The sequence below is a fragment of the Pseudomonas sp. AC463 genome, assembly GCF_979253585.1.
In genome coordinates this window covers 70,252-88,940 of the sequence record NZ_CEEDDZ010000019.1, presented here as the reverse complement: position 1 = coordinate 88,940, position 18,689 = coordinate 70,252, and the positions used below count along the sequence as shown (strand labels likewise).

At 62.3% G+C, this 18,689-nt stretch carries 16 protein-coding genes and 1 pseudogene; 11 read left to right on the top strand and 6 right to left on the bottom strand.

The genetic code is table 11. The annotated features are described in order from the left end of the window. Complete coding sequence (gene catA / locus AC0IYH_RS22615) at window positions 1–930, top strand: catechol 1,2-dioxygenase (protein WP_471836287.1); 930 nt, start codon at window positions 1–3, stop codon at window positions 928–930. Between the two features lie 61 nt (window positions 931–991). Here the strand turns inward: catA and AC0IYH_RS22610 are convergent, their stop codons facing one another. Next, complete coding sequence (locus AC0IYH_RS22610; protein WP_016974903.1) at window positions 992–1,465, bottom strand: Lrp/AsnC family transcriptional regulator; 474 nt, start codon at window positions 1,463–1,465, stop codon at window positions 992–994. 144 nt (window positions 1,466–1,609) lie between these two features. On the opposite strand from AC0IYH_RS22610, the gene kynU reads away from it, so the two are divergent. After that, a complete protein-coding gene (kynU, locus tag AC0IYH_RS22605) occupies window positions 1,610–2,860 on the top strand; it encodes a kynureninase (RefSeq protein ID WP_471836285.1) in 1,251 nt (416 codons plus the stop codon). Window positions 2,861–2,961: 101 nt separating this feature from the next. Continuing rightward, window positions 2,962–4,368 carry an amino acid permease gene (locus AC0IYH_RS22600; protein ID WP_471836284.1) on the top strand — a complete coding sequence of 469 codons (1,407 nt, stop codon included), beginning with the start codon at window positions 2,962–2,964 and terminating at the stop codon, window positions 4,366–4,368. On the opposite strand, the gene AC0IYH_RS22595 is transcribed toward AC0IYH_RS22600, so the two are convergent. Further along, window positions 4,314–5,204, bottom strand: a complete 891-nt coding sequence (locus AC0IYH_RS22595; RefSeq protein WP_471836283.1) for a LysR family transcriptional regulator — start codon at window positions 5,202–5,204, stop codon at window positions 4,314–4,316. The genes AC0IYH_RS22600 and AC0IYH_RS22595 overlap by 55 nt on opposite strands. A gap of 189 nt (window positions 5,205–5,393) precedes the next feature. On the opposite strand from AC0IYH_RS22595, the gene AC0IYH_RS22590 reads away from it, so the two are divergent. From AC0IYH_RS22590 to AC0IYH_RS22575, 4 genes are all read left to right on the top strand, one after another. Continuing rightward, window positions 5,394–6,158, top strand: coding sequence for a sulfite exporter TauE/SafE family protein (locus tag AC0IYH_RS22590; RefSeq protein ID WP_471836281.1), 765 nt, complete (start codon window positions 5,394–5,396; stop codon window positions 6,156–6,158). 93 nt (window positions 6,159–6,251) lie between these two features. Then, a complete protein-coding gene (locus tag AC0IYH_RS22585) occupies window positions 6,252–7,148 on the top strand; it encodes a LysR substrate-binding domain-containing protein (protein ID WP_471836279.1) in 897 nt (298 codons plus the stop codon). 103 nt (window positions 7,149–7,251) lie between these two features. Beyond that, the gene (locus AC0IYH_RS22580; protein WP_471836276.1) at window positions 7,252–8,145 is read left to right on the top strand and encodes an NAD-dependent epimerase/dehydratase family protein; all 894 of its coding nucleotides are present in this window, start codon (window positions 7,252–7,254) and stop codon (window positions 8,143–8,145) included. A 133-nt stretch (window positions 8,146–8,278) separates the two neighbouring features. After that, complete coding sequence (locus AC0IYH_RS22575; RefSeq protein WP_116630295.1) at window positions 8,279–9,724, top strand: SulP family inorganic anion transporter; 1,446 nt, start codon at window positions 8,279–8,281, stop codon at window positions 9,722–9,724. A gap of 4 nt (window positions 9,725–9,728) precedes the next feature. Here AC0IYH_RS22575 and AC0IYH_RS22570 read toward each other — a convergent pair whose 3' ends face one another. Next, on the bottom strand, window positions 9,729–10,109 hold the full coding sequence (locus AC0IYH_RS22570) for a lysozyme inhibitor LprI family protein (protein WP_471836273.1): 381 nt from the start codon (window positions 10,107–10,109) through the stop codon (window positions 9,729–9,731). Window positions 10,110–10,357: 248 nt separating this feature from the next. Between AC0IYH_RS22570 and AC0IYH_RS22565 the strand changes: the two genes are divergently transcribed. From AC0IYH_RS22565 to AC0IYH_RS22550, 4 genes are read left to right on the top strand one after another with little or no spacing between them, the layout of a single operon-like run. Next, window positions 10,358–11,707: a GntT/GntP/DsdX family permease gene (locus tag AC0IYH_RS22565; protein WP_241092310.1), complete on the top strand. Its 1,350-nt coding sequence runs from the start codon at window positions 10,358–10,360 to the stop codon at window positions 11,705–11,707. Between the two features lie 12 nt (window positions 11,708–11,719). Further along, complete coding sequence (locus tag AC0IYH_RS22560) at window positions 11,720–12,580, top strand: MurR/RpiR family transcriptional regulator (protein WP_116630298.1); 861 nt, start codon at window positions 11,720–11,722, stop codon at window positions 12,578–12,580. A 1-nt stretch (window position 12,581) separates the two neighbouring features. After that, on the top strand, window positions 12,582–14,045 hold the full coding sequence (locus AC0IYH_RS22555; protein WP_471836271.1) for an N-acyl-D-amino-acid deacylase family protein: 1,464 nt from the start codon (window positions 12,582–12,584) through the stop codon (window positions 14,043–14,045). 29 nt (window positions 14,046–14,074) lie between these two features. Further along, entirely contained in the window at window positions 14,075–14,443 is a 369-nt protein-coding gene (locus AC0IYH_RS22550; RefSeq protein ID WP_116630300.1) for a glyoxalase superfamily protein, read from the top strand. A gap of 318 nt (window positions 14,444–14,761) precedes the next feature. Here the strand turns inward: AC0IYH_RS22550 and AC0IYH_RS22545 are convergent, their stop codons facing one another. The 3 genes and pseudogenes from AC0IYH_RS22545 to AC0IYH_RS22535 all read right to left on the bottom strand — a co-directional run bounded on the left by AC0IYH_RS22545 (window position 14,762) and on the right by AC0IYH_RS22535 (window position 18,675). Continuing rightward, a complete protein-coding gene (locus AC0IYH_RS22545) occupies window positions 14,762–15,475 on the bottom strand; it encodes a methyl-accepting chemotaxis protein (protein ID WP_392396921.1) in 714 nt (237 codons plus the stop codon). Between the two features lie 141 nt (window positions 15,476–15,616). Then, window positions 15,617–16,546, bottom strand: a pseudogene (locus AC0IYH_RS22540) (methyl-accepting chemotaxis protein); the annotation flags it as partial. Window positions 16,547–16,845: 299 nt separating this feature from the next. Continuing rightward, entirely contained in the window at window positions 16,846–18,675 is a 1,830-nt protein-coding gene (locus tag AC0IYH_RS22535; RefSeq protein ID WP_471836306.1) for a CocE/NonD family hydrolase, read from the bottom strand. Window positions 18,676–18,689 lie beyond the last annotated feature (14 nt).

Genomic DNA, 18,689 nt, shown 5'->3' with positions numbered 1-18,689 from the left:
ATGTCCATCCGACTGTCCCAGACTGCCCACGCCCAACAGTTTCTCGAAGAAGCCAGCGGCAACCTCAACGACGCCGGCAACCCGCGCACCAAGGCGCTGGTCTACCGCATCCTGCGCGATACCGTGAACATCATCGAAGACCTGGAAGTGACCCCGGAAGAGTTCTGGAAGGCGGTCAACTACCTCAACGACTTGGGCAAGAACCAGGAAGCAGGTTTGCTCGCTGCCGGGTTGGGCCTGGAGCATTACCTGGACTTGTTGATGGACGCCGCCGACGAACAAGCCGGCAAATCCGGCGGTACCCCGCGCACCATCGAAGGCCCGCTGTACGTGGCCGGCGCGCCGCTGAGCCAATACGAAGCGCGTTTGGATGACGGCACCGACGCGGCGGCGCCGCTGTTTATGCGCGGGCAAGTGCGCGACACAAACGGCAAGCCGTTGGCCGGGGCGATTGTCGATGTGTGGCAAGCCAACACCGGCGGCACCTATTCCTGGTTCGACCCGAGCCAATCGGAATTCAACCTGCGCCGTCGCATCGAAACCGACGCCCAGGGCAACTACCGGTTTCGCAGCATCGTGCCCTCGGGCTACGGCTGCCCGCCGACCGGGCCGACCCAGCAATTGCTCGACCAACTGGGGCGCCACGGGCAGCGGCCGGCGCACATTCACTTCTTTATCTCGGCGCCGGGGCATCGGCACCTGACCACGCAGATCAACCTGTCGGATGACCCGTACCTGCATGATGATTTTGCCTACGCGACGCGGGATGAATTGATCGCCGAGATTCGCTTCAGTGAGGATCAGCAACTGGCGCGGGAGTTTGGGGTGGAAGGGCGGTTTGCGCAGATTGATTTTGACTTTGAGTTGCAGCCTGCGGTGGCGCCGATAGAGCAAAAGCGCATGCAGCGAGTGCGCGCCCTCGAAGATTGAATGCATTTAAAAATGTGGGAGTGGGCAAGCCCCCTCCCACATTTGTTTTGTGGTGTTGCGGTTATTTGCGGATGACCAAGTCCAACACCTCATCCCGATCCTTGATCTTCTGCAACACAATCTCCGAGCGAATATCCATCACCCCCGCCGTGCGGTTCAGGTGGTTCACGATAAAGTCCGAAAAGTGCTTCAAATTCCTCGCCTGCACCCGCAGCACGTAGTTGCTCGCGCCGGTGATCACATAGGCACTGGCGACCTCCGGCCAACCCTGCACCTTCTTGATAAACGTCTCGTGCCAATCCTCCACATCCTGGCGCAGCGACAGATGCACGATGGCCTCCAGCTCGATCCCCAGTTGCTCGGCATTCAACACCGCGCGATAACCGCTGATGATTCCTTCGCTCTCCAGCAGGCGCAAACGGCGCAGGCAGGCGGAGGGCGACAGGGCGACTTTTTCCGCCAGTTCCTGGTTGCTGATACGGCCATCCTGTTGCAGGAAATGCAGGAGGCGCAGGTCGGTGGCATCAAGAATCATGGTTAGAATAAATCCGCGTGTTTTGGGGTTAAATTCGAATTTCCTACAGCTTAATTAGCCTGTTGCCTGCCACTTTGCACGAAAATTCTGTAAATCTTCGTTCATTATTTGGTCCATCTTCACTTATAAGAATCAGGATCGCCCATGACCACTCGAAGCCACTGCCAAACCCTCGACGCCCAGGACCCGCTGGCGCCACTGCGCCATCAGTTCGCCTTGCCGGAAGGGGTGATCTACCTCGACGGCAACTCCCTCGGCGCGCGCCCGGTGGCAGCGCTCGCTCGGGCGCAGGCGGTGATTGCCGAGGAGTGGGGCAATGGCCTGATTCGCAGCTGGAACAGCGCCGGCTGGGCGGATTTGTCCCAGCGCCTGGGCAACCGCCTGGCGCCGCTGATCGGCGCGCGCGACGGCGAAGTGGTGATCACCGATACCACCTCCATCAACCTGTTCAAGGTGCTCAGCGCCGCGTTGAGCGTGCAGCGCCAACGCCAGCCGCAACGCAAGGTGATCGTCAGCGAAGCAAGCAACTTTCCTACCGATTTGTATATCGCCGAGGGCCTGGCCGAGCTGCTGCAGCAGGGCTATTCGCTGCGCCTGGTGAACAGCCCGGCCGAGCTGGCCCAGGCCGTCGACGCCGACGTGGCGGTGGTGCTGCTCACCCACGTCAACTACAAGACCGGCTACATGTACGACATGCAGGCGCTCACCGCCTTGAGCCATGAATGCGGCGCGCTGAGTATCTGGGACCTGGCCCACTCGGCGGGCGCGGTGCCCATCGACCTGCACCAGGCCGGCGCTGATTATGCGATTGGCTGCACCTACAAATACCTCAATGGCGGGCCGGGCTCCCAGGCGTTTGTGTGGGTCAACCCGGCGCTGGTGGACCTGGTACGTCAGCCGCTGTCGGGCTGGTTCGGGCATACCCGACAGTTCGCCATGGAATCGACCTACGCGCCCAGCGCCGGAATCGCACGCTACCTGTGCGGCACCCAGCCGATTACGTCGTTGGCCATGGTGGAATGCGGCCTGGACATTTTCGAACAGACCGACATGGCCAGCCTGCGCACTAAATCCCTGGCGTTGACCGACCTGTTTATAGACCTGGTCGAAGCCCGCTGCGCCGCCCATGACCTGGTGCTGATCACCCCGCGCGAACATGCCCGACGCGGCAGCCACGTGAGCTTCGAACACCCTGAAGGTTATGCGGTGATCCAGGCGTTGATTGCCCGTGGCGTGATTGGTGATTACCGCGAGCCGCGCATCATGCGCTTTGGGTTTACGCCGTTGTATACGAGCTTTACCGAGGTGTTTGACGCGGTGGAAATCCTCGGCGAAATCCTTGATGAGCACACCTGGGACCAGCCGCAATTCAAAGTTCGTCACAGCGTTACCTAAGGGCAACACCGATCAAATGTGGGAGGGGGCTTGCCCCCTCCCACAGGAGATTTGTGACATCAGTTAAATCGTGCAACCACAATAATAAAGGGGCACACCACGTGACCACACCCGACAACGGCTTTGCCGAAATCACCCACCGCGAACTGGGCCTGCGGCGCCAGCTCACTTCCGGCCAGATGAGCATGATCGCCATCGGTGGCGCCATCGGCACCGGGCTGTTCATGGGCAGCGCCTATGCCATTGGCTACGCCGGCCCCAGCGTGCTGGTGAGCTATGCCATCGGTGCCTTGATCACCTTGCTGTTGATGGGCTGCCTGGCGGAGATGACCGTGGCGCATTCCACCTCCGGCTCATTCGGCGCGTACGCCGAGTTCTACATCAGCCCGTTGGCCGGCTTCCTGGTGCGGTATGCCTACTGGGCGGCGATTGTGCTGGCGGTGGGCGCCGAGGTCACGGCGGTGGCGATGTACATGAAGTACTGGTTCGCCAACGTGCCCGAGTGGGTGTGGATCGTATCGTTTTCCAGCGTGCTGATCCTGCTCAATGCCATCAGCGTGAAGACCTTCGGCAACTTCGAATACTGGTTCTCCACCATCAAGATCAGCGCCATCGTCGGCTTCATCATCCTTGCGGTGTATGTGGTGTTCGGCTCCGGCAACCCGGACTACGGCGTGCAGAACTACACGGCCCATGGCGGGTTTTTCCCCCATGGGTTGAGCGGCATGTGGATCGCGGTGATCGTGTCGATCTTCAGCTACTTGAGCGTGGAGATGATCGCCGTGGCCGCCGGTGAAGCCGCCGACCCGGAGCAGGCGGTGAAAAAAGCCTTTCGCGCGACCATCGTGCGCCTGGTGGTGTTTTACCTGCTGACCCTGGCGCTGATGCTGGCCATCGTGCCGTGGAACCAGGCCGGGCAGACCCAGAGCCCGTTTGTGACGGTGATGCAGACCATCGGCATTCCCGGTGCCACCGGGGTAATGAATTTCGTGATCCTGATCGCCGCGCTGTCGGCGATGAACAGCCAGCTCTATATCACTACGCGCATGATGTTCAGTTTGTCCCGCGCGGGGTTTGCACCCAAGTCCATGGGCGCCTTGAGCAAAAGCGGGATCCCGCTGAATGCATTGCTGCTGTCCAGCTCAGGGATTGCCCTGGCGACTTTGCTTAACCTGGTGTACCCGGAAAGCTCGTTCACCCTGATGATGGCGATCTCGATGTTTGGCGCGATCTTCACCTGGTTCATGATTTTCCTCACGCACCTGTTTTTCCGTCGCTATCGCAAACGCCATGGCGGCGCGAAGCTGTCCTTCGAGCTGCGCCTGTTTCCCTACAGCACCTTGCTCGGCCTGGTGCTGATGGGCGCGGTGATGATCACCACGTATTTCACCGATGCGTTCAAGATGACCCTGGTGTTTGGGGTGCCTTTCCTGCTGATTCTGTCGGCGGTGTATTACGGGTTCTTCCGCAAGGGCAGGGCCAAGGCGTCGAACAAGGCTTTGGCGTAACCGGGCAGTTGCTCAAACGAGCGCGCGCATAACAGCAGCTTGCGGCAGGCCCACTCTTCTTGCAGGGGGTGGGCCTTGAAGCTGCGCTCCGATGGCCAACGTTCCAGGGCTGCCAGGGGCACGATGCCGAGGCCGGCGCCACGGGCGACCATGCGGATCACCCCATCAAAACCCTCGGCGCGGATGCGTGTTTGCAGGCGAAAGCCGGCGTGCAGCGCCTGTTCTTCCAGGTACACCGAGAGTGCGCTATTGGCGGTCAGACCGACGTATTCATATTGCAGGCTGTCGATGAAACTCGCGGTGGCCAGTGGATGGTCGAGGGGCGTGATCAGCACCAGCGGGTCGTCGCGAAATGCCAAAGTCTGCAGGCCGTGGGTGTCTACCGCGTCGGAAATGATCCCCAAGTCCGCAGTACCTTGTCGCAAGGCCTGGGTGATGCGCAGGCTGGGCAATTCCTGCAGGTCGATGTCGAGGTTGGGGTGCTCGCGCAGAAAATCCGCCAGCAGTTCCGGCAGGTATTCGCTCAGGGCGGTGGTGTTGCACAGCAGGCGCACCTGGCCTTTGACGCCGTTGGCGTATTCGGCCAGGTCCTGTTGCAGGTGCTCGGCTTGTTGCAGCAACAGGCGCGCGTGGCGGGCCAGGGCCTTGCCGGCGGGGGTGGGAGTGACGCCACGGCGACCGCGTTCGAGGAACTCGATGCCCAGCGAGGCTTCCATCGCCCGGATGCGCGCGCTGGCGGCGGCCAGGGACAGATGGCTGCGGGCCGCGCCGGCGGTGATGTTGCCGGTGTCGAGGATGTGCAGGTAGAGGCGCAGGTCGATCAGGTCGAAGTGCATGGCTGGGGTTTTCCTGTGGCTGGACGGGCCTCATCGGGGGCAAGCCCCCTCCCACCTTTGAATGTATTCACAAATCAAAATGTGGGAGGGGGCTTGCCCCCGATGGCGATCTCAGCCTCACACAAAACAAGAGGCTGCCTCAGTATATGGCGCATTTGCGGCGATATCGAAAGGCGCCACAATCCCCCCATGACTACCTTCCTCGCGTTCTACCAAAACCTCGGCCCAGCCCTGACCCTGCTGGTCATCGGCACGTTCCTGCTCGCCGGCACCGTCAAGGGCGTGATCGGCCTCGGCCTGCCCACCGTGGCCATGGGCATGCTCGGCCTGGCTATGCTGCCGGCGCAGGCTGCGGCATTGCTGATCATCCCGTCGACCGTCACCAACCTCTGGCAACTGGCATTCGGTGGCCACTTGAGCGCGTTGCTCAAGCGCCTGTGGCCGATGCTTTTGCTGATTTTCCTTGGCACCGGGCTCGGCACACTGTGGCTGGGCATGGACGGCGGCCATTGGGTGGTGCGCGCCTTGGGCGCGGCCTTGTTGCTGTATGCGTTGAGTGGGTTGTTCGTGCCCACCTTCAAGGTGCAGCCTCAAACCGAACGCTGGCTGGGCCCGCTGTGTGGGCTGGTCACCGGCATCATCACCTCGGCCACCGGTGTATTCGTGATTCCCGCCGTGCCGTATCTGCAGGCGCTGGGTTTGAATCGCGATCAACTGGTGCAGGCGTTGGGGCTGTCGTTCACCGTGTCCACCCTGGCGCTGGCCGCCGGGCTGGCCTGGCGCGGTACGCTCGGCGGCGGCGAGGTCAGTGCCTCCTTGCTGGCCCTGGTGCCCGCGCTGCTGGGCATGTGGCTGGGCCAGGTGCTGCGCCAGCGCATCAGTGCGGTGCTGTTCAAGCGCGTGTTTTTTATCGGCATGGCACTGTTGGGCGGGCACCTGCTGATCAGCGGTTAAGTTGCCCGGCCATCGAAGCCGACCTGGCGTGCTACGAGCAGCCTCTGGCGCATCTCGGTGTAAGCTGGCGGCAATCGATAACGAGGACAGCCTGTGAAAGCCCGATCCGACGAGTTACAGATCTTCGTCAGCGTGATTGAGTGCGGCTCGATTTCCGCGGCGGCGGAGCAGATCGGGCAGACGCCGTCGGCGGTCAGCCGCACCCTGTCGCGCCTGGAAGCCAAGCTCGACACCACGCTGATCAACCGCACCACGCGGCGCATGGACCTGACCGAGGAGGGCAAGTACTTCTTCGAACAGGCCAAGGTGATCCTGGCGCAGATGGATGAGCTGGAAGAGCGCCTGTCGTCCCGCCAGAAAAACCCGGCCGGGCGCCTGCGCATCAATGCCGCCGTGCCGTTCATGCTGCACGGGATCGTGCCGTACATTGCCGAGTTTCGTGGCCTTTACCCGCAGATCCAGCTGGAGCTGAACAGCGATGACTTGATCATCGACCTGCTGGAACAGAGCACCGACATCGCCATCCGCATCGGCGCCCTGGCCGACTCGACCTTGCATGCGCGAGCGCTGGGCAGCACGCCGCTGCACATCCTCGCCAGCCCCGCGTACCTCAAGCAGCATGGCACGCCGAGTACGGTGGCCGAGCTGGCCGGGCATACCTTGCTCGGTTTTACCCACACCGAAACCCTCAACCACTGGCCATTGCGCCATGTGGAGGGCGACCGCTGGCTGATCCAGCCGAGTGTGGCCGCGTCCAGTGGCGAAACCGTGCGCCAGCTGGCGTTGGAGGGGCAGGGGATTTGCTGCCTGTCGAACTTCATGACCATCGCCGACATTGAGGCCGGGCGCCTGGTGCCGGTGTTGGAGGGGTTCAACAGCGGTTATCGCCAGCCGATCCACGCGGTGTTCTACCGCAACTCGCAGCTGGCGTTGCGCATTCAGTGCTTCCTGGACTTCATTCAGGCCAAGCTGGCGCGGTATGCCAGTTGATTCGTGATCTGCGCGCAAGACTGAATTGGGCAACAGGGTCTTATTCGACGGGGAGGGGGCCTTGATACTGGGCCCATCACTTACCCAGTCAGGAGCACACTCCATGAACGTATTCATTACCGGCGCCGCAGGGTTTATCGGCGGCTCGATCGCCACCGGCCTGGTCAAGGCTGGCCATCACGTCACCGGCCTGGTGCGCAGCGCTGAACAGGCTACCGAGATGACCGCGTTGGGCATCGTCCCTGTGATCGGCACCCTCGACGACGCAGCCGTGTTGACCGAACAGGCTTCGAAGGCTGACGCCGTAATCAACGCCGCCAGCAGCGACCACCGCGCCGCCGTGGAAACCTTGCTGGCTGCGTTGAAGGGCTCGAACAAAGCCTTTCTGCACACCAGCGGCTCAAGCATCGTGGGTGATGCGTCGGGCGGCAAGGCCAGCGATGTCATCTATTTTGAAGACAACCTGCCAGAGCCGACCGTCGACAAGGCCGCCCGCGTGGCCATCGACAACCTGATCCTGGCCGCCGCCCAAGACGGCGTGAACTCGGCAGTAATCTGCAACACGCTGATCTACGGCCACAGCCTGGGCGTGAAGCGCGACAGCGTGCAATTGCCGCGCTTGCTCAAGCAGGCGCGCAAAAGCGGGGTGGTGCGCCATGTCGGCACGGGGCAGAACATCTGGTCCAACGTGCACATTGAAGACGTGGTGGCGCTGTACCTGCTGGCGCTGACCAAGAATGTGCCGGGCACCTTCTACTTTGTGGAAAGCGGTGAAGCGTCGTTTATCGACATGACCACGGCCATCGCCGAGGCGCTGAAGCTGGGCCAGTCGCAGGATTGGCCATTGGCCGAGGCTGAGGCCGAGTGGGGGTATGAAATGGCCAACTACGGCCTGGGCTCGAACAGCCGGGTGCGCGGCAAGCATGCGCGTGAATTGCTGGTGTGGGCGCCGAAGCGCACTTCGGTGGTTGAGTGGATTCGCAACGAGATGGTGTGATGTTCGCTTGATACCGAGGCGCTGCAATCGGGGGCTTGCCCCCGATTGAGGCGCCTCGGTCTCCCACACTAGCCCCACCCGCCGCAATTCCGTACCATTCCCCGCCTTATCCCCCGCAACTCCCTGGTACCCCATGAACCTCACCCGTCTGCGCGCCGATGCCCTGGCCGGCCTCACCACGTCTTTCGCGTTGCTGCCCGAATGCATCGCCTTTGCCCTGGTGGCCCACCTCAACCCGCTGATGGGGCTCTACGGCGCTTTTATCATCTGCACCCTCACCGCATTGTTCGGCGGGCGGCCGGGCATGGTGTCCGGCGCGGCGGGGTCGATGGCGGTGGTGATCGTCGCGCTGGTGGTGCAGCACGGCGTGGAATACCTGCTGGCTACGGTGCTGCTGGGCGGGTTGATCATGGTCGCGTTCGGCCTGCTGCGCCTGGGCAAGCTGGTGCGCATGGTGCCGCACTCGGTGATGCTGGGGTTCGTCAACGGCCTGGCGATCATCATTGCGCTGGCGCAGTTGGAGCATTTCAAAAGCGGTGAAACCTGGCTCAGCGGCACGCCGTTGTACGTGATGACCGGCCTGGTGGTTACGACCATGGCCATCGTCTACCTGCTGCCGCGCCTCACGCGCGCCGTGCCGCCGGCGCTGGTGGCGATCCTCGGCGTGGGCCTGGCGGTGTACCTGCTCGGCCTGCCGACCCGCACCCTCGGCGACATGGCCCACATCGCCGGCGGCCTGCCGAGCTTTGCACTGCCGCAGATCCCCTGGACCCTGGAAACCTTCACCCTCATCGCGCCTTACGCGTTCCTGATGGCCATGGTCGGCCTGCTGGAAACCCTGTTGACCCTGAACCTCACCGACGAAATCACCGAAACCCGTGGCTACCCCGATCGCGAAAGCGTGGCGTTGGGCGCGGCGAACATGGTCTCGGGCCTGTTCGGCGGCATGGGCGGTTGCGCGATGATCGGGCAAACCGTGATCAACTTAAGCTCCGGCGGGCGCGGGCGTTTCTCCGGGGTGTTTGCCGGGGTGATGATCCTGTTGTTCATTCTGTTTCTGTCGCCGCTGATCGAGCGAATCCCGCTGGCGGCGTTGGTGGGCGTGATGTTTGTGGTGTCCCAGCAGACCTTCGCCTGGGCGTCCCTGCGGGTGATCAACAAAGTACCGGTCAATGATGTGCTGGTGATTATCGCGGTGACGGTGATCACCGTGTTCACCGACCTGGCCACCGCCGTGCTCTGCGGCATCGTGATTGCGGCGCTTAACTTTGCCTGGCAACAGGCACGTGAGCTGTACGCCGATGAGCATCTGGAAGCCGACGGCAGCAAGCTGTATCGCCTGCACGGCACTTTGTTTTTCGCCTCGACCACGCCGTTTCTGAACCAGTTCGACCCGGCCAATGACCCGGCCCAGGTGACGCTGGATTGCCGCCACCTGAGCTTTGTCGACTACTCGGCGATTGCCGCGCTGATGACCCTGCGCGAGCGTTACAGCAAGGCCGGCAAGCATCTGCGGGTGCTGCATTTGTCGGAGCGCTGCAAGAAGTTGCTCAAGCGCGCCCGCGTTCATCATGAATAAGTGATCACGGCCCGACCAGGTCTTCGAGTTCCTGGGCACGGGTCTGGGTCATGTCCAGCACGCAACCGGAGCCGTTGACCTGGTCGATGGTGCCGCCAGTGGCGCTGCCGGCGAACGCGCAATTGGCATCGCGGTACTTTATCCACAGGCGCTGCAGGTCTTGCAGTTGCTGCTTGCGCGCCCCTTCCTGGGCGGCGAGGGCGGTCTTGTAGGCGCGGTTCAGGCGATCGTCCTGCACCTTGGCTTCCTTGGCGTTGCAACCGACCATGTCGGCGGTGGTGTTGGCGCTGTCCATGCATTTTTTCAGCGCGCCGTTATCGGCGGCCGAAGCGCCGCCGCACAAGGCTAGAAGCAAGGCGCCGGCGGTGAGGGAGGTACGAATCATGGTCGATTTTCCTGGGCATGAGTGGATGCGCATTCTATGACTCGATGGTGGCCATTGAGTTTCCAGCCTTCTTTGAACTTCATGTAAGAACACCCCCTGAATTTTCATACACGGGCGTTGGGCATATCCCACTGCGACAGCGCTTATCCGTGGGCGAAACTTACTTTCATAAAAATTGAAAATACTCCTCGGTAATGATTTATGAGTTTCACAACCAACTCGACGTGACCCTTTCCGAGGAGTACCGCATGGCCGCATCACCGGGCTTCGGGCTATTGGCATACGCTGCCATCGCCATCATTGCATTGATCGTGCTGATCGCACGTTACCGACTCAACCCTTTTATCGTCATCACCCTGGTGTCCATTGGCCTGGCGCTGATGGCCGGGATGCCGGCGGACACCATCATGGGTTCGTATGAGGCGGGCGTCGGCAAGACCCTGGGGCATATCGCGCTGGTGGTGGCGCTGGGCACGATGCTTGGCAAGATGATGGCCGAGTCCGGCGGCGCCGAGCAGGTGGCGCGCACGTTGATCAACCGTTTCGGCGAGCGCAATGCGCATTGGGCGATGGTGTGCATCGCGTTTCTGGTGGGGCTGCCGCTGTTCTTCGAGGTCGGTTTTGTGCTGCTGGTGCCGATTGCCTTTACCGTGGCGCGGCGCGTGGGGGTGTCGATCCTGATGGTCGGCCTGCCGATGGTGGCCGGTTTGTCGGTGGTGCATGCGCTGGTGCCGCCACACCCGGCGGCGATGATGGCGGTGCTGGCGTATAACGCGTCGGTCGGCCAGACGGTGCTTTACGCGATCCTCATTGGTATCCCGACGGCGATCATCGCCGGCCCGCTGTATGCAAAATTCATCGTGCCGCGCATCCAGCTGCCGGCGGAAAACCCGCTGGAACGTCAGTTCATCGAGCGCGAGCCACGCACCCGCTTGCCGAGTTTTGCGATGACCATGGGCACCATCCTGTTGCCGGTGGTGCTGATGATGATCGGCGGCTGGGCCAATGTGCTTTCCACACCAGGCACCGGGTTCAACCAGTTCCTGCTGTTTATCGGCAACTCGGTGATCGCGCTGCTGGTGGCGACCCTGGTGAGTTTCTATACCCTGGGCCTGGCGCAGGGCTTCAACCGTGAATCGATCCTCAAGTTCACCAATGAATGCCTGGCGCCGACCGCCAGCATCACCTTGCTGGTGGGCGCGGGCGGCGGCTTGAATCGCATTCTGGTGGACGCGGGCGTGACCCATGAAATCCTCGGCCTCGCCCATGCGTTCAACCTGTCCCCCTTGGTGATGGGCTGGCTGTTTGCCGCGTTGATGCGCATCGCCACCGGCTCGGCCACGGTGGCCATGACCACTGCCTCCGGCGTGGTGGCGCCGGTCGCCATGGGCCTGGGTTATCCACACCCTGAATTGCTGGTGCTGGCCACCGGTGCGGGCTCGGTGATCTTTTCCCACGTGAATGACGGCGGCTTCTGGCTGATCAAGGAATACTTCAATATGACGGTGATCCAGACCTTCAAGACCTGGACCGTATTGGAGACGCTGATTTCGGTGGTCGCGTTCGGTCTGACCTATGGTCTGTCCTGCATTCTTTGACCCGGAGCCCCCATGGACATCCTCTACCAGATCCGCGCCCGCCAGGCTTCCTTCAGCGCCGGCGAAGGGCGTATCGCCAAGCTGATGCTGGATGACGTGGGCTTTGCCGCATCGGCCAGCCTGGAAGAGTTGTCGCAGCGGGCCGAGGTCAGCACCGCCACCTTGTCACGCTTTGCCCGCAGCGTGGGGTGCCGAGACTTGCGTGACCTGCGCCTGCAGTTGGCCCAGGCCAGCGGCGTCGGTACTCGCTTCCTCGACCCGGCGGGGTTGCCGGAGCAGTCGGCGTTTCACCGGCAGATCCTCGGTGACATAGAAGCCACGTTGCGTCAGCACCTGTCGGGTTTCAACCAATCCAGCTTTGTCGATGCGGTGAGCCTGCTGGGCAAGGCGCGGATGATTCACGCGTTTGGCATGGGTGGCCCCTCCAGCCTGTGCAGCGACGAATTGCAGGTGCGCCTGGTGCGGCTGGGTTACCCGATTGCCGCCAGCCATGACCCGGTGATGATGCGGGTCACGGCGGCGACGCTGGGCCCGGAACACGTGTTGATGGTGTGTTCGCTGACCGGCCTCACCCCCGAGCTGCTGCATGTGGTGGAACTGGCGCGCAACTACGACGCGCGCATCATTGCCATCACCCTGGCCGACTCACCCCTCGCGCGCTTGGCCGACGTTGTGCTGCCGCTGCAACCGGCCGAAACCAGTTTTATCTACAAACCCACGGCGGCGCGCTACGGCATGCTGCTGGCCATCGACCTGCTGGCCACCGAGCTGGCGCTGGCCCTGCCCGACGCCAACCAGGAACGCCTGCGCCGGATCAAGCTGGCCCTCGACGATTATCGCGGCGGCCCCGACAGCCTGCCGCTTGGAGACTGATATGAAGTACGACACGCTGATTCGCCAGGCGCTGATCATCGATGGCAGCAACACCCCGGGTTATGTCGCCGATGTGGGCCTGCGCGACGGGCGCATCGTAGCGATCGGCGACCTCGCTACGGCGCAGGCCACGGATGAAATCGATGGCACCGGCCGCGTGCTGGCACCGGGTTTTATCGACGTGCACACCCACGATGACACCGTGGTGATCCGCCACCCGCAGATGCTGCCCAAGCTCAGCCAGGGCGTGACCACGGTGATTGTCGGCAACTGTGGCATCAGCGCGTCGCCGGTGAGTTTGCGCAGTGACCCGCCGGACCCGATGAACCTGTTGGGCAAGCGCGAGGCATTCACCTACCCACGTTTTACCGACTACCGCGTTGCGGTGGAAAACGCCCACCCGGCCGTCAACGTCGCCGCGCTGATCGGCCACACGGCGCTGCGCAGCAACCATATGGACGACCTGCACCGCAGCGCCACACCGGATGAAATCGCCGCGATGCGCGTGCAGTTGCAAGAGAGCCTGGCGGCGGGCGCCCTCGGGTTATCCACCGGCCTGGCCTACGCCAGCGCGTTTAATGCCGAGACCGATGAAGTGCTGCAACTGAGCGAAGAACTCACGGCGTTCGGCGCGGTATACACCACCCATTTGCGCAGCGAGTTCGAACCGGTGCTGGAGGCGATGGACGAAGCCTTCCAGATCGGCCGGCATGCCCAGGCGCCGGTGATCATTTCCCACCTCAAATGTGCCGGCGCCGGTAACTGGGGGCGTAGTCCGCAGCTGTTGGCGGCGCTGGAGCGGGCGGCGAAAACCCACCCGGTGGGGTGTGATTGTTACCCCTACGCGGCCAGTTCTTCGACCCTGGACCTCAAGCAAGTCACCGATGCGTTTCGCATCACCATCACTTGGTCGACGCCGCACCCGGAAGTGGGCGGGCGCGACTTGCAGGATATCGCCGCCGAGTGGGAGGTTTCGCTGCTGGACGCAGCGCGTCGCCTGCAACCGGCGGGGGCGGTGTACTACGGCATGGATGAGTCGGATGTACGCCGCATCCTCGCGCATCCGCTGTCCATGGTGGGCTCGGACGGGCTGCCGGAAGACCCGTTTCCGCACCCGCGTCTGTGGGGTGCGTTTCCACGGGTGCTGGGGCATTTCAGCCGGGATGTGGGGTTGTTTGCGTTGCACACGGCGGTGCACAAGATGACCGGCTTGTCGGCCGCACGTTTCGGGCTGGCCGAGCGCGGTGAAATCCGCGAAGGGCACTGGGCCGACCTGGTGTTGTTCGACCCGTTGCGGGTACGCGATGTGGCGGACTTCAAGGAACCGCAGCGGGCGGCGGAGGGCATTGAAGGCGTGTGGGTCAATGGCGTGTTGAGCTACAGCGATGGGCAGGCGAATGGTCAGCGGCCGGGTCGGTTTCTGGCGCGTAGTGGGGATTTGCGTCGCGGGTTTTCGCCTCTATAGTGGGCGCTTTCATACACGGAGCGGTTGCCATGCACTTAGGAAAAGTCATCCCCATTTTGCGGATTTTCGACGAGGGCAAAGCGTTGGAATTCTACGTCGACTTCCTGGGGTTCAAGGTCGATTGGCAGCATCGTTTCGAGGCGAATTTCCCGCTGTATCTGCAGGTGTCGTTGGGTGAGTGCGTGCTGCATTTGTCCGAGCACCATGGCGATGCTTCCCCGGGCGCGGCAGTGCGGATTCAGGCGCAAGGGGTGGATGCTTACCAGCAGCAGTTGCAGGGCAAGGATTACCGTTATGCCAAGCCTGAGGTTGAGAACACACCTTGGGGCTCGCGGGAGATGAGCATCAAGGATCCGTTTGGTAATCGGGTTGTGTTTGTCGAGGAAGGCGAGGGCTGAGGGGCAAATCGCAGGTAATAAAAAACCGCCTTGGTAGGGCGGTTTTTTATTGCAATCCCAGTTTGCGGGTGGGGTTGCGGTTTCACAGGAGCACTGACGTGCATCCGAAGGCTCACATGTTCCGGTAAGTGCGCTGGAGGTAAGGCCCCACTTATGGAGGGCCGAGTATGTCTAAGTTTGCACGACGTACGTGGGACCTCGTAGTGAATGCCCTGCGTGTTTATCACGTATGGGTATTCCTGCGGGACAGCTTCGACGACCTGTAAGGTCTGAGAGGTGGGGCCGCCTCGGCTTAAACCGGGGCGGCCTTTTGGTTTCTTAAACCCGGAAATGACTCACCATCTGCTGCAACTGGCTACCCAAACGCGCCAGTTCCACACTCGATTTCGCCGTCTCGTCACTGGCGGTGGCGGTCTGTTCCGACACGTCACGCACATTCACGATGCTGCGGCTGATCTCTTCGGCCACGGCGCTTTGTTGCTCGGCGGCGGCGGCGATCTGTTGATTCATCGACTGGATGTTCGACACCGTACGGGTGATGTTTTCCAGCGACACACCGGCCTTGCGCGTCAGCTCGACACTGCTGTCGGTGAGGCTGCGGCTGTTGTTCATCACGTTGGCCACTTGCTGGGTGCCGTTCTGCAAACCGGCGACCAGGCCTTCGATTTCCTCGGTGGATTTTTGCGTACGCTGGGCCAGGCCGCGTACTTCGTCGGCGACCACGGCAAACCCACGACCGGCTTCACCGGCACGTGCCGCTTCAATCGCGGCGTTGAGGGCCAGCAGGTTGGTCTGTTCAGCGACGGCCTTGATCACGTCCATTACGCTGCCGATCTTGTTGCTCTCTTGTTGCAGGTGCGTCATGGCGTCGGTAGAGCGCGCCACTTCGGCGGCCAGGCGTTCGATCTGGGCGATGGCTTCGGCCACCACTTTGTCGCCAGCGCGGGCCTGGCCGTCAGCATCGGCGGCGGCCAGGGAGGCCTGTTCGGCGTTGCGTGCCACTTCCTGCACGGTGGCAGTCATTTCATGCATGGCGGTGGCGACCTGGTCGGTCTCGATCTTCTGGCTGTTGACGCCGGCGCTGGTCTGCTCGGTCACGGCCGACAGCTCTTCGGCGGCGCTGGCGATCTGGGTCACGCCGTCACGAATGCCGCTGATCAATTCACGCAGGGTGGTGCCCATGCGCTGGATGCCTTGTTGCAGCACGCCCAGTTCGTCGCGGCGGGTCACCTGGATGTTGTGGCTCAGGTCACCGGAGGCAATGCGCTCCACCACCGCCAGGGTTTCCTGGATTGGGCGGGTGATCTGGCGGGTGATGATCAGTGCCGCAATGACACCGACCAGCAGGGCCAGCAACGTGCTGATCAATTGCAGGCTGCGCGCTTGGGCGCTTTCGGCATCACGGCGATCCAGCTGGATGTCGTAGAGCTTGTCGCTGATGCTGACGATATCGGTGCCCTGGGTGGTCATTTCCGCACGGGCAGTCACGATGTTGGCGTTGGCAGCCTTGTAGTTCTGTACGGCGGTGCGATAGGCGCCGAGAGCGGTTTCCAGCGCGGTCAACGCGCTCTGCTGACTGGCGCCGAAGGCAGCACTGAGGTCTTTCAACCCGCCGATGGCTTTTTCGATCTGTGCGGCGGCGCGGGCTTCGGTGTCTGCGTTGACGTTGCCGGTGTAGCCGCGCACTTCGTAGCGGGCCAACTGGAATTGCATCTTGGCATCGGCCACGGCCTGGAACTGCGCGAGGTGCTCCGAGCTGTCAGGCATTTGCTTCACGCTGGTTTCCAGCGCGTTGATCTGTGCGTTGGCGATGTCAGCCTTGTCGCCCATCACTTGGCGTGAGGCGTTGCCGTTACGGTAGGCCTCGCGCATTTTGTTCAGCGACTGCTGATAGGCGGTGATGATGGCTTTCTGTTCGTTGAGCAGCTTGAGGTTTTCCGGGCTCTTGAACGTGTCCAGGAGTCTCTGCTGCTGGGCGGCGAAGGCATCCAGGTTGGTCTGCACATTCTGCGCCACGGTTTCGTCGCCGTTGGCCAGCATGTATTGCAGGCGCACGATGCGCAGCTTGGTCAGCGAGGCGTTGAGCTGGGTGATGTCGCTCATCCAGTTGCTGCGGTCGATCAGGCCGCCCAGGCTGGTCCAGCCGGTGAGGGCCAGGATCGAGGTGAGGACAAGCACCAGGCCGAAGCCCAGGCCCAGTTTGAGGTTGACGCTGATGTTACCGAACCAGCTGTTCATCGATTGCTCCGCAAGAGTGATGTCTGTTTGCTGGACGGTGTTGTTCTTTGAGCCAGCCAATGTTTGTAGGCCTTTATCGGCGGCAGGAAATGAATCTGAAATGCTTTTCTTACAGGTGCGACGAAGGGTCGCCATCACCGTGCAGTGATGGCGACGTTGATGGCTCAGGGGGCCGCTGGGGTGGGTATCACGGTCAGCCTGAGGCAAGAGGCGGCGCCTCGGCTCAGGTGTACGGTATTGCGTGCCACCCGTGGGTGATTGGCCTGGCCCGAGGGTTCGCCGCTGTTTGGGTTGACGTCAAAGCGCGGGAAATTGCTGCTGGCGATGTCCAGGCGCAGACGATGGCCACGCTTGAACAGATTGCAGGTAGCGAAAGGCTCGATCAGCACCTTGACCCGTTCACCCGGCGTGAGCGGCGTGGGTTGCTCCCAGGAATCGCGATAGCGGCAACGGCGTATGCCATCGGTGATATTCATCGCAAACCCATCGGGATAATCGGCGTTCGGCGGGTACACATCCACCAGTTTGGCGGTGAAGTCGGTGTCGGGCGCGTCACTGTCGATCCACAATTCGATCTGCACGTCACCGGCGACGACCAGGTCTTCTTCCAGTGGCTCGGTGTGGAAACTCAGCACATCTTCCCGTTCGTTCAGCGGGCGATTGTTGCCCCGTGTGCCGAAGAAGTCGGCGCGCTCGCGTTGATCGAAAGCCCCGCCCACAAATATCGGTGCGCCGGAGGTCAGCGCGCCACCGAGGGTCGGCACCGGGTGGGCGGGATCGGCGAGGTAAGTCATGCTGGCGCCAGCCTCGGTCGGTGCGATGCGGCTCAGTTGTTTTTGCGCGGTCAAGTACAGCGTCACTACCTGGTTGCCCGGCAGAGGCCATTGTGCCGATTGCAACCATCGCCCGCCGTGCTGCAGGCGCCCGTCAGCGTTGAGCTGGCCACTGCCGCCGCCCATCAAAAACACCTGCACACTGGGCGCCGCAGGTTGCGCCGAGGGCTTGAGGGAGTGCTCGAACCAGGCCAGGCGGCAACTCAGCCAATCCTGGTCGACGTGCCCATCGAACGCCGCGTGCGCGCCGAAATCCACATCCCCGCTGTGGCTGATATTGCGGTCGCCGTGCAGCCACGGGCCCATGACCAGGCGCTGGTTTTGCGTGCCGTGGCGGTTGAAGGCGCGGTAGTTGGCCAGTGTCGAACTGACGTAGGCGTCGTACCAGCTGGACATGAACAGCACCGGGATATCGGGCAGTTGCGGGTAATGGCCTTCGGCGTAGATACCGGACTTGCGCCAGTACTCGCTGAAGCTGCCCTGGGCCCACTGTTCCAGCACATAGGCTTCGTATTCCGGCACATGGCGCAGCGGCGACTGCCCGGGCTGCCAGGGCATTTTGGTAAACCACTGATGAATATCCTCCTGCTCCAGCGCCTCACGAATCACCGGGTCGGCCAGCGCCGCCGGGCTTTCCTTGGCCTGGCGGAAGGCCCAGGTGGCCTGCTTGAGCTCGAATGCACCGCCCTGGCGAATCCCGCACTGGTAGGCGTTGGCGAAACCGCCGCTGTCCAGCACCAGGCTGCTCAGGCCCGGCGGGTGCAGGCAAGCCATCGCCAGCTGCGTGTGGGCCGCGTAAGACAGGCCCATGCTGCCGATTTTGCCATTGCACCAGGGTTGCAGGGCGATCCAGGCCAGGGTGTCGAAACCATCTTCGCCCTCGGCCGTGTATTTGGTGAACACCCCCTCGGAGGCGTAGCGCCCACGACAGTCCTGGAAGATGGCGACAAAACCTTGCGCGGTGAAACGCGCCGCCATTTGCTCGCGGGAAATGTGTTGGCCGTCGAGTTGTTTTTCCGAGCGTGAGGGTTTGCTTTTATCGTAGGGCGTTCGCTCGATCACCACCGGAAAAGGGCCTGCGCCGTCCTCCGGCAGATAAATATCCGTGGCCAGGTAGATGCCATCGCGCATCGGGATCATTTGGTTGTGCAGGGTGTGCATGGAGAAAACACTCA

Bases quoted from the DNA above. Each gene is read 5' to 3' on its own strand.
- catA (WP_471836287.1), top strand. From the start codon at position 1: ATGTCCATCCGACTGTCCCAGACTGCCCACGCCCAACAGTTTCTCGAA.
- AC0IYH_RS22555 (WP_471836271.1), top strand. From the start codon at position 12,582: ATGAAGTACGACACGCTGATTCGCCAGGCGCTGATCATCGATGGCAGC.
- AC0IYH_RS22545 (WP_392396921.1), bottom strand. From the start codon at position 15,475: ATGCATGAAATGACTGCCACCGTGCAGGAAGTGGCACGCAACGCCGAA.
- AC0IYH_RS22565 (WP_241092310.1), top strand. From the start codon at position 10,358: ATGGCCGCATCACCGGGCTTCGGGCTATTGGCATACGCTGCCATCGCC.
- AC0IYH_RS22580 (WP_471836276.1), top strand. From the start codon at position 7,252: ATGAACGTATTCATTACCGGCGCCGCAGGGTTTATCGGCGGCTCGATC.
- AC0IYH_RS22535 (WP_471836306.1), bottom strand. From the start codon at position 18,675: ATGCACACCCTGCACAACCAAATGATCCCGATGCGCGATGGCATCTAC.
- AC0IYH_RS22610 (WP_016974903.1), bottom strand. From the start codon at position 1,465: ATGATTCTTGATGCCACCGACCTGCGCCTCCTGCATTTCCTGCAACAG.
- AC0IYH_RS22595 (WP_471836283.1), bottom strand. From the start codon at position 5,204: ATGCACTTCGACCTGATCGACCTGCGCCTCTACCTGCACATCCTCGAC.
- AC0IYH_RS22570 (WP_471836273.1), bottom strand. From the start codon at position 10,109: ATGATTCGTACCTCCCTCACCGCCGGCGCCTTGCTTCTAGCCTTGTGC.
- kynU (WP_471836285.1), top strand. From the start codon at position 1,610: ATGACCACTCGAAGCCACTGCCAAACCCTCGACGCCCAGGACCCGCTG.
- AC0IYH_RS22550 (WP_116630300.1), top strand. From the start codon at position 14,075: ATGCACTTAGGAAAAGTCATCCCCATTTTGCGGATTTTCGACGAGGGC.
- AC0IYH_RS22560 (WP_116630298.1), top strand. From the start codon at position 11,720: ATGGACATCCTCTACCAGATCCGCGCCCGCCAGGCTTCCTTCAGCGCC.
- AC0IYH_RS22590 (WP_471836281.1), top strand. From the start codon at position 5,394: ATGACTACCTTCCTCGCGTTCTACCAAAACCTCGGCCCAGCCCTGACC.
- AC0IYH_RS22575 (WP_116630295.1), top strand. From the start codon at position 8,279: ATGAACCTCACCCGTCTGCGCGCCGATGCCCTGGCCGGCCTCACCACG.